Annotated in this window: 14 protein-coding genes; 10 read left to right on the top strand and 4 right to left on the bottom strand. The window is 71.6% G+C overall.

Going from position 1 to position 17,084, the window contains the following annotated elements; genetic code table 11:
• Positions 1 to 179: 179 nt before the first annotated feature.
• On the bottom strand, positions 180 to 566 hold the full coding sequence (locus ACZ4SW_RS18310) for a hypothetical protein (RefSeq protein ID WP_468244050.1): 387 nt from the start codon (positions 564 to 566) through the stop codon (positions 180 to 182).
• A 208-nt stretch (positions 567 to 774) separates the two neighbouring features.
• Between ACZ4SW_RS18310 and ACZ4SW_RS18305 the strand changes: the two genes are divergently transcribed.
• The 5 genes from ACZ4SW_RS18305 to ACZ4SW_RS18285 all read left to right on the top strand — a co-directional run bounded on the left by ACZ4SW_RS18305 (position 775) and on the right by ACZ4SW_RS18285 (position 5,325).
• Entirely contained in the window at positions 775 to 1,695 is a 921-nt protein-coding gene (locus tag ACZ4SW_RS18305) for a MurR/RpiR family transcriptional regulator (RefSeq protein ID WP_468244047.1), read from the top strand.
• A gap of 306 nt (positions 1,696 to 2,001) precedes the next feature.
• Positions 2,002 to 2,388, top strand: a complete 387-nt coding sequence (locus ACZ4SW_RS18300; RefSeq protein ID WP_468244044.1) for a hypothetical protein — start codon at positions 2,002 to 2,004, stop codon at positions 2,386 to 2,388.
• A 120-nt stretch (positions 2,389 to 2,508) separates the two neighbouring features.
• Positions 2,509 to 2,814 carry a YkvA family protein gene (locus tag ACZ4SW_RS18295; RefSeq protein WP_468244041.1) on the top strand — a complete coding sequence of 102 codons (306 nt, stop codon included), beginning with the start codon at positions 2,509 to 2,511 and terminating at the stop codon, positions 2,812 to 2,814.
• A 169-nt stretch (positions 2,815 to 2,983) separates the two neighbouring features.
• Positions 2,984 to 3,853, top strand: a complete 870-nt coding sequence (locus ACZ4SW_RS18290) for a LysR family transcriptional regulator (RefSeq protein WP_468244038.1) — start codon at positions 2,984 to 2,986, stop codon at positions 3,851 to 3,853.
• 245 nt (positions 3,854 to 4,098) lie between these two features.
• Positions 4,099 to 5,325, top strand: a complete 1,227-nt coding sequence (locus ACZ4SW_RS18285; protein WP_468244406.1) for an MFS transporter — start codon at positions 4,099 to 4,101, stop codon at positions 5,323 to 5,325.
• A gap of 158 nt (positions 5,326 to 5,483) precedes the next feature.
• Here the strand turns inward: ACZ4SW_RS18285 and ACZ4SW_RS18280 are convergent, their stop codons facing one another.
• Positions 5,484 to 6,503 (bottom strand): LacI family DNA-binding transcriptional regulator, encoded by a 1,020-nt coding sequence (locus ACZ4SW_RS18280; RefSeq protein WP_468244036.1) that lies wholly within the window; start codon positions 6,501 to 6,503, stop codon positions 5,484 to 5,486.
• A gap of 251 nt (positions 6,504 to 6,754) precedes the next feature.
• On the opposite strand from ACZ4SW_RS18280, the gene ACZ4SW_RS18275 reads away from it, so the two are divergent.
• The 5 genes from ACZ4SW_RS18275 (at position 6,755) to ACZ4SW_RS18255 (ending at position 13,712) form a co-directional block, all read left to right on the top strand.
• Positions 6,755 to 8,707: a glycoside hydrolase family 127 protein gene (locus tag ACZ4SW_RS18275; RefSeq protein ID WP_468244033.1), complete on the top strand. Its 1,953-nt coding sequence runs from the start codon at positions 6,755 to 6,757 to the stop codon at positions 8,705 to 8,707.
• A 57-nt stretch (positions 8,708 to 8,764) separates the two neighbouring features.
• Entirely contained in the window at positions 8,765 to 10,021 is a 1,257-nt protein-coding gene (locus tag ACZ4SW_RS18270) for a sugar ABC transporter substrate-binding protein (RefSeq protein WP_468244030.1), read from the top strand.
• A 49-nt stretch (positions 10,022 to 10,070) separates the two neighbouring features.
• Positions 10,071 to 11,054 carry a carbohydrate ABC transporter permease gene (locus ACZ4SW_RS18265; RefSeq protein ID WP_468244027.1) on the top strand — a complete coding sequence of 328 codons (984 nt, stop codon included), beginning with the start codon at positions 10,071 to 10,073 and terminating at the stop codon, positions 11,052 to 11,054.
• Entirely contained in the window at positions 11,051 to 11,884 is an 834-nt protein-coding gene (locus tag ACZ4SW_RS18260; protein ID WP_468244025.1) for a carbohydrate ABC transporter permease, read from the top strand. Before ACZ4SW_RS18265 ends, ACZ4SW_RS18260 begins: the two co-directional genes overlap by 4 nt.
• Positions 11,885 to 11,969: 85 nt before the next feature.
• A complete protein-coding gene (locus ACZ4SW_RS18255; RefSeq protein WP_468244023.1) occupies positions 11,970 to 13,712 on the top strand; it encodes an RICIN domain-containing protein in 1,743 nt (580 codons plus the stop codon).
• Between the two features lie 60 nt (positions 13,713 to 13,772).
• Here ACZ4SW_RS18255 and ACZ4SW_RS18250 read toward each other — a convergent pair whose 3' ends face one another.
• Entirely contained in the window at positions 13,773 to 16,130 is a 2,358-nt protein-coding gene (locus ACZ4SW_RS18250; protein WP_468244021.1) for a glycoside hydrolase family 65 protein, read from the bottom strand.
• Positions 16,127 to 16,867, bottom strand: a complete 741-nt coding sequence (locus ACZ4SW_RS18245) for a beta-phosphoglucomutase family hydrolase (RefSeq protein ID WP_468244018.1) — start codon at positions 16,865 to 16,867, stop codon at positions 16,127 to 16,129. The genes ACZ4SW_RS18250 and ACZ4SW_RS18245 overlap by 4 nt, the downstream gene beginning before the upstream one ends.
• Positions 16,868 to 17,084 lie beyond the last annotated feature (217 nt).

The raw sequence follows: 17,084 nt of genomic DNA, 5'->3' as shown, positions 1-17,084 counted from the left end.
AGGGGGGGGGGGGGGGGGGGGGGGGGGGGGGGGGGGGGGGGGGGGGGGGGGAGGGGGAGGGGGGGGGGGGGGGGGGGGGGAGGGGGGGGGGGGGTGGGGGGGGGGTGCTCTCCCCCCCCCCCCCCCCCCCCCCCTACTGGTGCCCCGCGGCGGCGCCGGCATGACGCCAGGTGTGACGCTCAGGTCCGCGCGCGGCTCTCCAGCCGCAGCTCTACGTCGATCTCCTGGTCGCCGGCGACGACGCCGAGCTGGTGGACGGCGTACAGCTCGTCCAGGGCGCGCCGCAGGCGCTCCACCGCCCTGGGCTCGCCCTGCAGCTCTGCCTTGACCGGGCCGGACAGCGGCGGTGGCGGCGAGGTGTGCTCGGCGTCGCGCGCTGCCGACGTGTCGAACGTTCCGGTCCACATGGTGGGCCGGGACCGGTGCGCCTCGTGGGGCGCGTCCTCGGTGGCGCGGTCCGATCCGAAGTGCCGGCACAGTTCGGCGAACAGGTTCCCGGCATCCGCCGCCGAGCAGTCGCTGACCACCACTTCGACCTGGGGTGCGTGTGTTTCGGGCGAGTTCACGGCCGCTCCTCTCCTCGCGATGGCAGACCCGTTGGCCGACCGGACGGCCGACCCGGGTACCCCGCCGCAGGGGGCCCATGCACGACGGTACGGCGGGTGCGACCTGCCCGCCTGTCGGCGGGCTGTCCGCGATGTGGGCGGTAAGCCCCCTGGTCAGCGCTGTCCGTGAGCTATGTTGAAGGCCTCGGGACACAACGGAGGAGGTCCGGTGCCATCGCCGCAGCAGGCACGCGCGCAGGCATCTGCGATCACTGCGGGCAAGACGGCCCCGGAAGCGGGTGCCAGCCCGACGTCCCAGCTCAGGGAGTTGTTCGACGGTCCCCGGCTGTCGCCGGGGCACCGCCGGATCGCCCAGTACCTGATCGAGCACATCACCGAGGCCGCGTTCCTGTCGATCACGGATCTTGCCGAGCGGGTGGGCGTCAGCCAGCCCTCGGTGACGCGTTTCGCCGCGGCCGTCGGCTTCAGCGGCTACCCGGCGCTGCGGGAGAAGCTGCAGTCCGTCGCCCTGAGCACCCTGGGCAGCCCGGGCACGGTGGCGGAGGAGCGCGCCAACGAGTTGCAGGCGGCCGTGGACGCCGAGATCGAGAACCTGGAGAACCTGCGCCGGGACTTCGCCGACCCCGACCAGGTGATCCGGATCGGGCGGGCACTGTCGGAGTCGACGCCGCTGACCGTGATGGGGCTGAGGATCTCCGCCTCGCTCGCCGAGTACTTCGCCTACGGTGCCCGCCGCGTCCACCCCGATGTACGGCTGGTGACGCGCGGCGGGACCGTCGCCTACGACGCGCTGTTGCAGTCGCGGGAGGCCGGCGGCACGTGGGTGCTGGCCTTCGGGATGCCCCGGCACGCCCAGGAGAGCCTGACCGCGGTGCGGGTGGCGCGCAGCGCGGGGCTGAAGGTCGCCCTGGTCACGGACCTGGGGCTGGGTCCGCTCGCGGACGAGGCCGACGTCGTGTTCGCCACCGGCACCGGCTCCCGCCTGGTGTTCGACTCCTATGCCGCCCCCGGTCTGATGGCCGCGGCCCTGCTGCAGGCGATGACCGACGCCGATCCGGAGCGGACGCAGGCCCGCCTGGAGGAGTACGAGCAGATCGCGGACGAGCACCAGTTCTTCCTCAAGGACTGACCGGCCCGGCGCCGTCGGCAGAGGCCGCCAAACGGGACCTCTCCCGTCAAATCGAAGATGAATTTTTTCATGTTCTTGCGTATCCGGCGGTATATATAAATACTTCTCCCCGGATCGCAGCCCGGGACAGCCGGGAAGCGCCGTACGGACGACCGGAGCTGTCCGCTCCTACCCACGGGCTCCGGGGTGTCCGGCCGGGCCCCGCTGCGCGGGCATCCTGGGCGGCGGCTCCGGCCCTCCCCTAGACCGGAGCCGCCGCCGAAGTCGCCGCAGCACCCTGAGCCGACGTGACCGGAAGCGAACATCATGGCCTTGACGACGTACTCGCCGATCAGCTCGGACTGGCCGCGCCAGGTCAAAACCCCCGGCAGCTACGACTGGGAGCGGTCGGCGACCAAGTGGCTCCGCGAACTGGTGCCCGCGCGCTACGCCAGCTACCCGGCCCTCATCCGTCACCCGGTCCTGCTCGCCCGGCACGCCCAGATCCAGGTGCAGAACGAGGTGCGGGTGGCCCGTACCGCGCTGCAGACGGCCCGCGCGGAACTGCCGGCTCTCGGCCTGCCGGAGTCGGTCATCGAGCACACGATCAAGATGTACGCCGCCGAGGTCATGCAACTGCAGCACATCGCGCGCAGCGTACGCGCCGTCAGCCAGGCCCTGGTGGACAGCAACCTGGCACGCCCCGGGCACTGACGCACGCCGCGCCACCGTTTTCTCCCCGGCGGCCCGAGGAGTCGGGCCCGGCGGGCACGGTCCACCGCGAAACGGGCATCCGTAGGAGAGGACGACTCCTACGGATGCCCGGAGCTGCGCATGGACTCCACGACCTGGGCCGCGCTCGCCGTCGCCGCCGTCCTCGCGGCGGCCCTGCTCGGTGTGGCCCTCGCCCTGCTGCTGCGGCTGGTCCGCACGCGCCGCGACCTGCGCCGTGCCGGACTGCCCACGGGGCCACGCTGGCTGTTCTGGGGCGCGGTGCTGTACCTGGTGCTGCCGACCGACCTGCTGCCGGATCCCGTGTACCTGGACGACATCGGGGTTCTGCTGCTGGCGCTGAGGTCGATGCGCGCCGCCGTACCGTCACGCCAACCCTGGCCCGACGACGGCACGTTGCCCGACTGACGGGGCGAAGGGGCGGCGGTCCGCGCCGTGGCGGCGGCACGCACGAGCGGGCGCCGGAACGGGCGAGCCGGTTCCCGGCGGCCTGCTCCTCCTCACCGCGCTCCGCATACCATGCGGCGTAGATCATTGCGTGCCCTGCGGACGGGCGCTGCGTCACCGGGAGCGGATGATGGACCTGCGGCAGATGGAAGTCGTCGTCGCGGTGGCGGACGCGGGCGGGTTCACGGCGGCGGCGAGGCGTCTGCACGTGGTCCAGTCCGCGGTCTCCGGCACGGTCCGCGCCCTGGAACGCGAGCTCGGCACACCCCTGTTCACCCGGACCACACACCGCGTGGCCCTCACCCCCGCCGGTGAAGCGTTCGTCCCCGCGGCACGAGCGGCACTGCGCGCCGCAGAACTGGCGCGCGAGGCGGTCGACGCGGCCAAGGGGGAACTGCGCGGCCGGGTGACGGTCGGCACGATGCAGGGTGTCTGGGCGGGACTGCACCACGCCCTGGCCGCGCTGCGGGCCGAACACCCGCAAGTGGTGGTACAGCTACGGCAGGCGGCGGTGGCCGACATCCGGCAGGCGCTGCGCGACGGCACCGTGGACCTGGCGGTGGTGGCGCTCGACCGCCAGCAGCAGCGGGGGCTGGTGACCCGGCTGCTGTCCCGGGAGGAGATGGTCCTGGTGGCCTCGCCCCGGCGGGACCTCACGGTGAGCACCCCTGACGGCGCCGTCGATCCGGACGAGGTCGCACGGCTGCCCCTGGTGGACTTCAGCCCCGGCTGGGCGATCCGGCACGCCGTCGACCGGGCCTTCCGCGCCGCCGGCGTCGACCGCGGCACGATCTTCGAGGTCAACGACATCGTGGCCGCGTCCGAACTGGTCCGCAACGACCTGGGCGTCTGCATCATGCCTCCGTCCATCGCCGGGCGCTTCCCCGACCTGGCGACGTATCGGTTCGCCCGGCACGCGCCCACCTGGAAGGTGATGGTGGTACGTCCTCCCGGTCAGCCGCCTGCGGCGGTCGCGGCGTTGTTGCGGCACATCGCCTGACGGCTCGCCCGCCGGGCTTGCCCCACCCCGGTCTTCAGCCCGAGGCGACACCCACGCACGCGTTCATCTGCCGCCGAGATGACTGACATCGAGATCCATCGCCGCGGATGAGGAAGCAAAACGGGGTCCCGCGCGCTTGTCCCCGGTGAGCGGCAAGGGAGCTGCTCGGTCACCACCGGCGCCATCGACGAGCCGGGCCCCGGCTCGTCCCCCACGAAGAAGGTCACGTGTCCCAGTCAACCGATCTGCACACGTCACACCACGCCACGACCAGCGCCCCGGCCGCCCATGACGTACCGGGCCGGCTGGTCGCGCTGCTGGCCGTCGCCTCCGGCATGACGGTCGCCAACCTCTACTACGCGCAGCCGCTGCTGACGTCCCTGCGCGACGTCTTCCACGTCAGCACGGCCACCGCGGGCCTCCTGATCACGCTGACCCAGGTCGGGTACGTGCTCGGCATGCTCTTCCTGGTCCCGCTCGGCGACCGGCTGGAGAAGCGCGGTTTGATCACCACTCTGCTGGCGGTCACCACCCTCGCCCTGGTGGCGGCCGGTCTGGCGACCGGGTTCCCGATGCTGCTGGCCGCCTCCCTGATCAGCGGTGGCACCTCGGTCGTCGCCCAGATCCTGGTCCCCTTCGCGGCGAGCCTGGCCCCCGACCACGCCCGCGGCCGGATCGTCGGCCGGGTGATGAGCGGTCTGCTCACCGGCATCCTGCTCTCCCGCACCCTCAGCAGCCTGGTCTCCGACGTCGCCGGCTGGCGCGTCGTCTACCTCGGCTCCGCCGTCCTGATGGCCCTCCTGGCCGTGGCCCTGCGGGTCGCACTGCCCCAGCACGCCCCCACCACCACCGTGCCGTACCACCACGTGCTGCGCTCCACCGCCGCGCTGGTGCGCAGGCATCCGGTGCTGCTGCGCCGCGGCCTGTACCAGGCGGCGATGTTCGGTGCCTTCAGCGCCTTCTGGACCACCGTCTCCTACGTCCTGACCGGCCCGCACTTCCACTACTCCCCCGTCGGTGTCGGCGTCTTCGCCCTCGTCGGAGCCGCCGGTGCGGCCATCGCGCCGCTGGCCGGGCACTGGGCCGACCGCGAGCTCGTCCGTCCGATGACCGGTGTCGCGTTCGCCGTCGCCGCGGTCGCCTTCGCACTCGCCGGCTTCGGCGGACACAGCATCGTGCTGATCGCCCTGGCCGCGATCCTCATCGACATGGCCGTGCAGACCACCCTGATCCTCGGCCAGCACACCATCTACCAGCTCGACGCCGGCGCCCGGGCCCGCCTCAATTCGGCCTTCATCGCCACCTTCTTCCTCGGCGGTGCCCTCGGCTCCCAGCTCGGCTCGATCGCCTACCACGCGGGCGGCTGGAGCGCGGTCACCGTCCTCGGCGCGGCCCTGCCGGCCCTGGCGCTGCTCTACTGGACCACCGAGCGCCGCGCCGCCGGGCGGAAGACCGCCGCTGGTTCCCGGTAAGCGATCCGCTGCCGCGGGGAACGCCGCAGCGACCAGCGGTCCGGCCGGCGCCGCACGCGCGCCGGCCGGACCGCCGCGCCCGCATCACCTGGCGCGCGGCTCGCCCGGCTGCCGTGGCCGGCCCGTTCGGCGACGGGACCGCAGGGCCCCGCGGGCTTTCAGCTCGACTCGCGGACCACCAGGCGGCACGGCACGGTGTGCAGGCCCGGTGCCGGTTCGGCGTCGATGGCCTCCAGCAGGCGCAGGGCGGCGATCCTGCCGATCTCGGCGAGGTTCATGTCGATGGTGGTCAGGGGCGGGCGGCTGGCCAGGGCCATGGTGTCCCAGTTGTCGTAGCCCACGACCGCGATGTCGCCGGGGACGTCCACACCGCGTTCGCGCAGTGTGTCGGTGACTCCCCGGGCGATCTGGTCGTTGCCGCAGAAGAACGCGTCCGTGTCCGGTGCGGTGCGCAGGACGGCCTCGGCGGCGCGGCGGCCCCATGCCTCGCTCCACTCGCCGTGGTGGACCCGCCCGGTCGCGAGGTGCAGCGAGGCGCGCTCCAGGTGCTCGATGGTGTGGCGGGCGCGGTCGCGGGCCGCCGCGTGGTGCTCCGGGCCGGTGACGTGCGCGATCCGGGTGCGCCCGGTGGCCAGCAGATGGTCGACGGCCAGGTGGGCCCCGCCCCGGTCGTCGGAGACCACCGAGGTGTCGGCCGGGTCGGTCGAGGGCGAGAGCGCGTAGACGATGGGGACCGACTCGATGCCGGTCAGCGGAGGGCGGGGGTCCGTCCGGCGGCCGGTGACGATGATGCCGTCCACCCGCCGGTCCATCAGGTTGCGCAGATGGTGCTGCTCCCGGATGGCATCGCCGCGCGTGTCGCACAGCAGCACGGAGATCTTCCCGGCCCCGAGAGCGTCCTCGGCTCCGAGCAGTACCGGAGTGCTGAACCTGCCGATGCCGTCCGTCGTCATCAGCCCGACCGTCCAACTGCGGCCGGTGTGCAGGCTCTGGGCGTGCTGGTTGGGCCGGAACCCGAGTTCCTCCACCGCGTCCAGCACCCGCTGCCGGGTCTCGGGACGCATCCTGCCCCCGCCGTTCAGCGCCTTCGACGCCGTGCCGACGCTGACGCCCGCGAGGGCGGCGACATCGGCGAGCTTCGCACGGCCGGCGGAGGGGACGCCTGCAGGAGAGGTCACGGGCAAACCTTTTCCTCGGGGGTGACGGTGCGCACCATCCTGGCACCGGCGCGGGCCTGAACGCCACCCCGCGAGCAAGCGGGAAAATTTCGTGTCGTCCCTCTTGACCGCCGCCTACTCCCGTCCACTACTTTCACGGCAGAAAAACGGTTGCTCAAACATGCACCGCTTCGCTCGCTCATCTCCTCGTCTCCTCACAGCCGAAGCGACCGCGCCGGCTGCCCCCGTCCCGCGACGCACTCCGGAGAACCATGCCCCGCACACGCACCGCCCCGCCCTCCCCGGGCCCGGTCCGCCCCGGTCCGGGGGCCCACACCGCGCTGCGCCCCGCCGCCGTCGGCATTCGCGAGGGCTTCTGGCACGCCCGCCGCGAGGTCAACGCACGAACCTCCATCCCGCAGGGCCCCCACCTGCTGGAGTCCGCGGGAAACCTGCACAACCTGCGCGTGGTCGCGGGCACCGCCGAGGGCGCGTTCCAGGGCGCCTACCCGTTCGTGGACTCCGACGTCTACAAGTGGCTCGAGGCCGCCTCCTGGCAGCTCGCCCAGCAGACGGCGACCGAGGACGACGGTGAACTCGCCGACGTGGTGGGCCGGATGATCGCGCTGGTCGCCGACGCCCAGCAGCCCGACGGCTACCTCAACACCTGGTTCCAGCTCCGCGAGGGCGGCAAGCGCTACGAGGACCTGCGCTGGGGCCACGAGCTGTACTGCGCCGGCCATCTGATCCAGGCCGCGGTCGCCCACCACCGGGCCACCGGACGCGCCGAACTGCTCGAGGTGGCGGTGCGGTTCGCCGATCACATCGACTCGGTCTTCGGCCCGCCCGGCAGCGGCAAGCCCATCGACGGCATCGACGGGCACCCCGAGGTCGAGACCGCCCTCGTGGAGCTGTACCGGGAGACCGGCGAGCGCCGCTACCTGGACCTCGCCGGCTACTTCGTCGACCGCCACGGCCACGGCCTGCTCGGCCACGAGGCCTACTGCCAGGACCGCGTACCGCTGCGCGAGGCCGCCAACGTCGAGGGGCACGCCGTACGCCAGCTCTACCTGCTGGCCGCCGCGGCCGACCTGGCGGCCGAGACCGGGGAGGCCGGACTGCGCGCCGCCGCCGAGCGGTTGTGGCAGGCGATGACGGCCACCAAGACCCACGTGACCGGCGGCCTCGGCGCCCACCACGACGAGGAGGACTTCGGCGACCCGTACGAGCTGCCCAACGAGCGTGCGTACTGCGAGACCTGCGCCGCCATCGCCTCCGTCCAGTGGAGCTGGCGCATGGCCCTGCTCACCGGCGAAGCCCGCTACTCCGACCTGATCGAGCGCACCCTGTTCAACGGTTTCCTCGCCGGTGTCTCCCTGGACGGCGAGCGGTGGCTGTACGTCAACCCGCTGCAGGTGCGCGACGGCCACACCGACACCGGCGGCGACCAGTCGGCCCGCCGCACCCGCTGGTTCCGCTGCGCCTGCTGCCCGCCCAACGTCATGCGGCTGCTGGCCTCCCTGGAGCACTACCTCGCCTCGACCGACTCCGGCGGCCTGCAGATCCACCAGTACGTCAGCGGGCGCTACGCGGGCGACATCGAGGGCACCCCGGTCGCCGTGAACGCCGAGACCGACTACCCCTGGCACGGCACCATCGCCCTCACCGTCGAGGAGACCCCCGAGGAGCGGCCCTGGACGCTGTCCCTGCGCGTGCCGCAGTGGTGCAGCGAGTACCGGGTCCGCGTCGGAGAGGACACCGCGTACGACCACACCGACGCACCCGTCCACGACGGCTGGCTGAGGCTGGAGCGCACCTGGGCACCTGGGGACCGGGTCGTCCTCGAACTCGCCCTGGAGCCCCGCCTCACCGCCGCCGACCCGCGCGTGGACGCCGTACGCGGCTGCGTGGCGATCGAACGCGGGCCGCTCGTCTACTGCCTGGAGCAGGTCGACCACCCCGGCGGCGGCCTGGACGACATCGTCATCGACACCACCCGCCCCCTCGCCGTCAAGCACCGCCCGGACCTGCTCGGCGGGGTCACCACCGTCGTGGCCGCCGGGCACCGCCGGCACATCCCCGACGCCGGCTGGTGGCCGTACCGGCCCGCGGAGACCGCGGAGGCTCCCTCGGCCGGCGAGCCTCTCGAGCTGACCGCGATCCCCTACTACGCCTGGGCCAACCGCCAGGACGGCAGCATGCGGATCTGGCTGCCCACCTCCTGAGCGCGCTCCACCTCCCCTCCCCCAGCCCCGCCACACCCCGAGACAACGAGGTCAACCGTGAGACACACCCGCCGCGCCCTGCTCGCCGCCGTCGCCGTCATCGGCACCCTGGCCTCCGCCACCGCCTGCGGCGGCGGTTCGGAGTCCTCTTCCTCCTCCTCGTCCGGCAAGTCGGGCGCGACGTACACCTTCTGGGACCCGTACCCGCAGTTCGACGCCTCCTCGGCGTGGGGGAAGCTCGTCACCAAGTGCGGTACCGACGCCGGGGTCAAGATCAAGCGCACCGGCATGGACACCACGGACCTGGGCAACAAGGCGCTGCTGGCCGCACAGCAGGGCAACGCGCCGGACGTCATGCTCGTGGACAACCCGGTGGTCTCCACGCTGGTGGAGGCGGGGATCCTCAACAAGACCAGCGACCTCGGCCTGGACACGTCCTCGATCCAGAAGAACATCATCGGCGCGGGCGTCATCGACGGCTCCTCCTACGGCGTCCCGATCGGCGCCAACACGCTCGCCCTCTACTACAACAAGAAGGTCCTGTCCGCGGCCGGCGTCGATCCGGCCTCGATCAAGGACTGGGCGTCCCTGACGGCGGCCCTGAAGAAGGTCGAGGCGGCCGGCAAGAAGGGCATCACCTTCTCCGCGATCAACACCGAGGAGGGCAGCTTCCAGTTCCTGCCGTGGTTCTGGGGCGCCGGCGGCGACCTGACCAAGCTCGACTCGGCGCAGGGCGTGGCCGCGCTGTCGCTGTGGAAGCAGTGGGTCGATGCGGGCTACGCGCCGAAGGACGTGCTCCAGAACACCCAGACCACGAGCTGGCAGGAGTTCGCCACGGGTGACTACGCGTTCGGTGAGAACGGCACCTGGCAGCTCGGCAACGCGGCGAAGGCCGGGTTCCCGTACGGGGTCATCAGCATCCCGGGGCAGAACGGCGGCTCGGCCCCCGTGCCCACCGGCGGTGAGTTCGTCACCGTCCCGGTGCAGAAGGACACCTCCCGCTACGACGCCAGCAAGAAGATCGTCGCGTGTCTGACCAGCTCCGCCAACCTGCTGTCGACGGACAACACCCTGATGTACGTGGCCCCCACCCAGCAGGTGCAGGCCGAGCAGGTGAAGGCGAACCCCGCGCTGAAGCCGTGGGTGACCGCGGTCGCCGCGGCCCGCGGCCGCACCAGCAACGGCCTGGGCACCAAGTACCCGACCATCTCCCAGCCGATGTGGACCGCCGTGCAGACCGCCCTGTCCGGCAGCAAGAGCCCCAAGGACGCCCTCGACACCGCGCAGACGGCCGCGGCCAAGGGCAAGAGCTGACGGTCTTCCACCATCGCCCCGGACACGCCACCCGCATCCAGGAGTTCGCATGACCATCGCCCGCGTCGACCGCCGCTCCCAGCGGTCCCCGGCCAGGTCCGGGGCGACCGGCACCACCCACGGGAGGGACTCATCCGCACTGCGGCGCCGTCAGCGCCGCAGGAGCCGGCTCACCGCGCTCGCCTTCCTCGCACCCCTGGTCGCCTACCTCGCCGCCTTCTACCTCTACCCGCTCTACCGCAACCTCGACCTGAGCCTGCGCAACTACACCGTCCGCTCGTTCGTGGCGGGCGACGCGCCGTTCTCCGGCCTGGACAACTTCAAAACCGTCCTCGACGATCCGACGTTCGGCCCGGCGATGCGCCACACCATGGTCTTCACCTCCGTGTCGATCGCCTTCCAGTACGCGGCCGGGCTCGCCCTCGCGGTCTTCTTCAAGCGGAATTTCCGGCTGGCCGGCACGCTCCGGGCCCTGTTCCTGATCCCGTGGCTGCTGCCGCTGATCGTGTCGGCGTCGACCTGGTCGTGGATGTTCAACAGCGAGTCCGGCGTCATCAACTACGCCCTGCACCTCGTGGGCGTGTCACCGGTCGACTGGCTCAACTCCCCCGACTGGGCACTGACCTCCGTCGTCATCGCCAACATCTGGATCGGCATCCCCTTCAACCTGGTCATCCTCTACAGCGGCCTGCAGAACATCCCCGCCGAACTCTACGAGGCGGCGTCGCTGGACGGGGCGAGCGCCTGGCAGCAGTTCCGGCGCGTCACCTTCCCGCTCCTGCGTCCGGTCTCCGCGATCACCCTGCTGCTCGGCCTGGTCTACACGCTCAAGGTCTTCGACCTGATCTGGATCATGACCAAGGGCGGTCCCGGCGACGCCTCCTCCACCCTGGCGACGTGGTCCTACCAGCTCGGCTTCGGCACCCTCCTGCCGAAGTTCGGCCCCGGCGCCGCCGTCGGCAACATCCTCATCCTCATCGCCCTCGTGTTCGGGCTGCTGTACATCCGCGTCCAAAGGAGGCAGGAAGCATGACCGCCCCCCGCGGGTCCGCCCGGCGCTCGCGCCTGTACACCGTCATCGGCGTCCTGCTCACCGCCGTGATGCTGTTCCCGGTGTACTGGATGCTGAACGTGTCCCTCACCCCGCAGCAGGACATGCGCAAAACCCCGCCCGACCTGCTCCCGCTGCACCCCACCTTCGAGGGCTACCGCGCCGTCCTCAACGACCAGATGCCCTACCTCGGCACCAGCCTGCTCATCGGCCTCGGCACCGTCGCCCTCACCCTCCTCCTCGCCGCCCCGGCCGGCTTCGCACTCGCCAAACTACGGCCCCGCGGCGGCGGACTCCTCGGCCTCGCCCTGCTGGTCGCCCAGATGATCCCGGGCATCGTCATGGCCATGGGCTTCTACGGCATCTTCCTCGACCTCGGTCTGCTCAACTCCTGGTGGGGCCTGATCGTCGCCGACTCCACCATCGCCGTCCCCTTCGGCGTCATGATCTTCACCGCGTTCATGTCGGGCATCCCCGGTGAGCTCATCGCCGCCGCCCGCATCGACGGCGCCGACACCTGGCGCACCTTCCGGTCGGTCGTCCTCCCCGTCAGCCGCAACGCCGTGGTCACCGTCTCGCTCTTCAGCTTCCTGTGGGCCTGGTCCGACTTCGTCTTCGCCAACACCCTCGACGGCGGCGGCGACCTCAGGCCGATCACCCTCGGCATCTATCACTACATCGGCAACAACAACCAGGAATGGAACGCGATCATGGCCACCGCCGTCGTCGCATCCATCCCCGCAGCCGTCCTGCTCGTCCTCGCACAGCGCTACGTCGCCGCAGGCGTGACCGCCGGCGCCGTGAAGGACTGAGTTCACCCAGGACGAAACAGGACGGGTCAGGACAAACCTGCCGCCATCCCGGAGATCCCCCTCCCCCCTCCTCAGGAGACACCTCATGAGCCGCAACCGCAGACGTGCCGGCCTCACGGCCGCCGTCGGCACAGCCGTCCTCGTCGCCGGCCTCGCCACCGCCGCCCCCGTCCAGGCGGCCCCGACGTCCTCGACCACCCTGGTGGTGAACGCGAACCAGACCCTCCGCCCGGTCACCCACGTCGCCACCGGAAGCCTCTACGGCCTCGCCGACGACGGCACCCCCGACGACAGCCTCGTCTCCGCGCTGAAGCCGAACACCTTCGTGCAGATGGCCCCGGGCGGCTCCCAGCTCCCCAACGGCGAGCCCAAGCCCGCCGGGGACGCTCTGGTCGTGGCACCCAAGGCCGCCCGGGCGGGCGCCGAGGTGGTCGTGCGGATGCCGGACTGGTATCCGAACTTCCCCTACAAATGGGTCAGTTGGAGCGACTGGCTGTCCGCGGTGGACAAGCAGGTGGCCTCCGTCAAGTCATCGGGCGCCACCGACATCGCGGCCTACGAGCTGTGGAACGAGCCCGACTGGACATGGGACACCACCCACGCCGGCGCCTTCGACGCAGGCTGGGCGCGCACGTACCAGGAGGTCCGCTCCAAGGACACCACCACGCCGATCCAGGGACCGAGTTACTCGGCCTGGAACCAGAGCTGGATGAGCCAGTTCCTCACCGACGCCAAGGCGAGCGGCACCGTGCCCGACATCATCTCCTGGCACGAGCTGCAGGGGGCGGGCAACATCGCCGCGCACGTGTCGGCGTACCGCGCCCTGGAGTCCAGCCTCGGCATCAGCCCGCGCCCGATCGCCATCGAGGAGTACGGCACCACGAGCGAGGTCGGTGTGCCCGGACCGCTGATCGGGTACGTCGCCAAGTTCGAGCGGGCCGGTGTGCACGACGCCGAGCTCGCCTTCTGGAACCACTACGGCACCCTCGGCGACACCCTCACCGACACCGGCGGCTCCCCGAACGGCGCCTACTGGGCGTACAAGTGGTACGGCGACATGTCCGGGAACATGCTCGTCACCACACCCCCCGCCCAGACGGGCATCGACGGCATCGCCTCCCGCAACGGCTCCGGCAACCAGATCAGCGTCGTCGCAGGCGGCTGCACCGGCTCCTGCGCGGTGACGATCAACGGCCTGAACTCGCTGTCGGCGTTCGGCAGCACGGTCCACGTGAAGCTGGAGTACACGCCGTCGAAGGGCCGCACGACGGCGGTGTCCGGCCCGATCACCATCTCCGACACCGACTACACGGTCTCCAACGGCTCGATCACCGTGCCGGTGACGATGAACGCCTCCGACGGCTACCACATCGTCGTCACCCCGACCGGCACCTCCACCTCGCTGGCCGGGCGCTACCAGATCACCAACAGGAACAGCGGCCTCGCCCTGGACACCCAGAGTGCGGGCACCGCGCAGGGCACGTCCGTCGTCCAGGCGGCCTCGACCACCGGCACCGACCAGAACTGGACCCTGGTGTCCGCGGGCCGGGGCCTGTACAAGATCGTCCAGCAGTCCAGCGGTCTGCTGCTCGGCATCCAGAACATGAGCACCGGTAACGGCGGCACGGCTCTGATCTGGGGCGACAACGGCACCGACGACCACCTCTGGCAGCTCATCCCGTCCGGTGACGGCTACTACAAGATCGCCAACTACAACAGCGGTCTGCTGCTGGGTGTGAACAACATGAGCACGTCCTCCGGCGCCCAGGTTCTGCAGTGGGCCGACAACGGCACCGCCGACCACCTGTGGAAGCTGACCTCGCGCTGAGGCCGTGCCCCGCCGCTGCTCACCGTGCCGGGCCGCACGGTGAGCAGCACCTCGTCCGGCTCATCCCTCCTTGAGATCCGGGTCGTTCGGACGCCGGTGCGGCGGCTGGTCCGGTGCCGGGCGGGGTTTGACGGGCGGGATGTCCAGGGTCTGCGGCTTGTCCGCGTCGACCGTGACCGGCTCGCCGTGGTGGTGGATCGTCAGCGGGTCGCCGTTCTGCAGCGTGTAGGTGGCCGTGGTGCGGCCGATCTCCACCTTCAGCCGGCGGCCCCGCAGTTGCAGTGTGAAGGCCAGGCGGCCGAACCTCTCCGGCAGGCGCGGGGCGAACGCCATCCGCTCCCCGTGGTGGCGCATGCCGCCGAAGCCCGCGACGAGCGCCAACCAGGTGCCGGCGAGGGACGCGATGTGCAGTCCGTCGCGGGTGTTGTGCTCCAGGTCGTGCAGGTCCATCAGCGCGGCCTCGTGCAGATAGTCGTAGGCGAGCCGCATGTGGCCCGTCTCGGCGGCCATGACCGCCTGGATGCACGCGGACAGCGACGAGTCGCGGACGGTGAGGGCTTCGTAGTAGGCGAAGTTGCGCGCCTTGTGGTCCGCGTCGAAGCAGGCGCTGCACGTGTACATCGCCAGCACCAGGTCCGCCTGCTTGACGACCTGCTTGCGGTACAGGTCGAAGTAGGGGAAGTGCAGCATCAGCGGATACTGGTCGGCGCGGGTGGCGGCGAAGTCCCAGCGCTGGTAGCGGGTGAACCCGGCGGCCTGCTCGTGCACGCCGAGTTCCCGGTTGTACGGGATGTGCATGGCCTCGGCGGCGTCCCGCCAGGCCGCGGCCTCCTCTTCGTCGACGCCCAGTTCGCCGGCGCGGCGCGGATGGCGCTCGACCACGTCGGCGGCGGCCAGCAGGTTCGCGCGGGCCATCAGGTTGGTGTACGTGTTGTCGTCGGCTATCGCGCTGTACTCGTCGGGGCCGGTCACCCCGTCGATGTGGAAGGTGCCGTGGTGGTCGTGGTGGCCGAGCGACCGCCACAGCCGGGCGGTCTCCACCAGGAGTTCGACTCCGGTGTCGCGTTCGAAGCGTTCGTCGCCGGTGGCGGCGACGTAGCGGACGACGGCGTCGGCGATGTCCGCGTTGACGTGGAACGCGGCGGTCCCGGCCGGCCAGTACGCCGAGCCCTCCGAGCCGTCGATGGTCCGCCACGGGAACGCGGCGCCGCGCAGGCCCAGTTGGACGGCGCGGTCGCGGGCGGCGGGCAGCGTGTTCTGCCGCCAGCGCAGTGCCTCGGCGACCGCGCCGGGCGAGGTGTAGGTGAGCGGGGGCAGCACGAACATCTCGGTGTCCCAGAACGCGTGCCCGTCGTAGCCGGAGCCGGTCAGTCCCTTGGCGGGGATCGCGCGTTGCTCGGCGCGGGCCCCGGCCTGCAGGACGTGGAAGAGGGCGAAGCGGACCGCCTGCTGGATCTGTTCGTCGCCGTCGACCTCGACGTCGGAACGCGCCCAGAACTCGTCCAGGTACGCGCGTTGTTCGGCGACCAGCCCGGACCAGCCGACGCTGGTGGCGGCGGCGAGGGCCGCGTCGACCTGGTCGCTGATCGCGGGCAGTGACCGGGTCCCGGACCAGCCGTAGGAGACGAACTTCTCCACGCGCAGCGTCTGTCCGGGGGCGAGCGCGGAGGCGACGGTCAGGCGGGCGAGGTCGTCGGTCGCCTCGCTCTCGGTCGTGGTGGGGTCGGGGCCGGTGACGACGTGGTCGGCGGCGGCACCGACCCTGAGGCCGCTGCGCCGGGTGCGGTGCACCAGCCGCAGCCGGGTGCTCTTGGCGAAGTTCTCCTCGGCTTCCAGCGGCGACTCCAGCACGATCGCGGCGCGCGGGTCGCGGTCGCGGCCGGGCAGTTGCTCGTTGGCGACCAGTTCGGACTGGACGACGATCCGGGCGGGCTTGCCGACGGGCTCGACCTCGTAGGCCACGGCGGCGATGGCGCGCTGGGTGAAGGAGACGAGGCGGGTGGAGCGTACGCGGACCGTGGAGCCGGCCGGTGAGGTCCACTCGCAGGTCCGGGTGAGCAGTCCGGTGCGCAGGTCGAGGACGCGTTCGTGGGAGCGCAGCCGGCCGTAGCGCAGGTCGAAGGGCTCGTCGTCCACGAGCAGACGGATGATTTTGCCGTTGGTGACGTTGATGACGGTCTGCCCGGACTCCGGATAGCCGTAGCCCGCCTCGGCGTAGGGCAGCGGGTGGGTCTCGTGGACGCCGTTGAGATAGGTGCCCGGCAGTCCGTGCGGTTCCCCCTCGTCGAGGTTGCCGCGCCAGCCGACGTGCCCGTTGGCCAGCGCGAACACCGACTCGCTCTGGGGCAGGACGTCCAGGTTCAGGCCGCGTTCACGCAGGGTCCAGGGCTCGACGGTGTACGAGTTGTGCGTGATCACGACCACTCCCCCAGGTTCGCCAGGTCCGGTACGACGACGTCGGCGCCGTGGGCGCGCAGCGCGTCCGCCTGGCCGACGCGGTCCAGGCCGACGACGTACCCGAAGTGGCCGGAGCGTCCGGCGTCCATGCCGGCGAGAGCGTCCTCGAAGACGGCGGCGGCCTTGGGCTCCACGCCGAGGTCGTGGGCGGCGGCGAGGAAGGTGTCCGGGTGCGGTTTGCCGGGCAGGTGCCGTTCCGCTGCCACGACGCCGTCGATGCGTACGTCGAAGAGGTGCTCGGCGTTGATCGAGCGCAGCACGTCACGGCAGTTGGCGCTGGAGGAGACCACGGCCGTGCGCAGGCCCTCGGCCCGTGCGGCCCCGATGTACCGGATCGTGCCGTCGTAGGCCTCGACGCCGCGGGTTCGGATCAGCTCCAGGAGCAGCTCGTTCTTGCGGTTGCCGAGGCCGTGCACGGTCTGCCGGTCGGGCGGGTCGTCGGGGGCGCCCTCCGGCAGGTGGATGCCGCGTGAGGCGAGGAAGGTGCGGACGCCGTCGGCACGGGGGCGTCCGTCGACGTACTCGTCGTAGTCGGTGGCGTCGTCGAAGGGGCGGAAGTCCGCCCCGTCCCGCGCACGCAGAAAGTCGTCGAACGTCTGTTTCCACGCGGCGGCGTGGACGACGGCGGTCTTGGTGATGACCCCGTCGAGGTCGAAGAGGCAGGCCTGGATACCGTCCGGAAGACCGAGCTTCGTCATGGGAGCCACCTTCCCTCAAGAACGCCGGGCAGAGGGTGGCGAGTGCCACATTGCGCCCTCTCGACACTCCGTCGGCGGGCGTCGTCGCAGGACGCCGCGTCAGGAGCGCGTCGGGCGCCCGCCGGTGTGGGCGCGGCCGAGGCGTGCGGGTGCTCCCCGGCGCAGCCGCCGCAGCCCCGCGGTGTCGCCGTGCTCGTGTGGTCGCGAGTCGTTCACA

It is taken from the genome of Streptomyces sp. NPDC028331 (genome assembly GCF_055565775.1).
The sequence above is the reverse complement of the archived record's forward strand: the minus strand, read 5'-3'. Positions and strand labels throughout refer to the sequence as shown.

What these genes read in the sequence shown, in the direction of transcription:
- ACZ4SW_RS18300 (WP_468244044.1), top strand. Translation starts at nt 2,002, where the DNA reads ATGGCCTTGACGACGTACTCGCCGATCAGCTCGGACTGGCCGCGCCAG.
- ACZ4SW_RS18295 (WP_468244041.1), top strand. Translation starts at nt 2,509, where the DNA reads ATGGACTCCACGACCTGGGCCGCGCTCGCCGTCGCCGCCGTCCTCGCG.
- ACZ4SW_RS18290 (WP_468244038.1), top strand. Translation starts at nt 2,984, where the DNA reads ATGGACCTGCGGCAGATGGAAGTCGTCGTCGCGGTGGCGGACGCGGGC.
- ACZ4SW_RS18275 (WP_468244033.1), top strand. Translation starts at nt 6,755, where the DNA reads ATGCCCCGCACACGCACCGCCCCGCCCTCCCCGGGCCCGGTCCGCCCC.
- ACZ4SW_RS18265 (WP_468244027.1), top strand. Translation starts at nt 10,071, where the DNA reads ATGACCATCGCCCGCGTCGACCGCCGCTCCCAGCGGTCCCCGGCCAGG.
- ACZ4SW_RS18260 (WP_468244025.1), top strand. Translation starts at nt 11,051, where the DNA reads ATGACCGCCCCCCGCGGGTCCGCCCGGCGCTCGCGCCTGTACACCGTC.
- ACZ4SW_RS18255 (WP_468244023.1), top strand. Translation starts at nt 11,970, where the DNA reads ATGAGCCGCAACCGCAGACGTGCCGGCCTCACGGCCGCCGTCGGCACA.
- ACZ4SW_RS18245 (WP_468244018.1), bottom strand. Translation starts at nt 16,867, where the DNA reads ATGACGAAGCTCGGTCTTCCGGACGGTATCCAGGCCTGCCTCTTCGAC.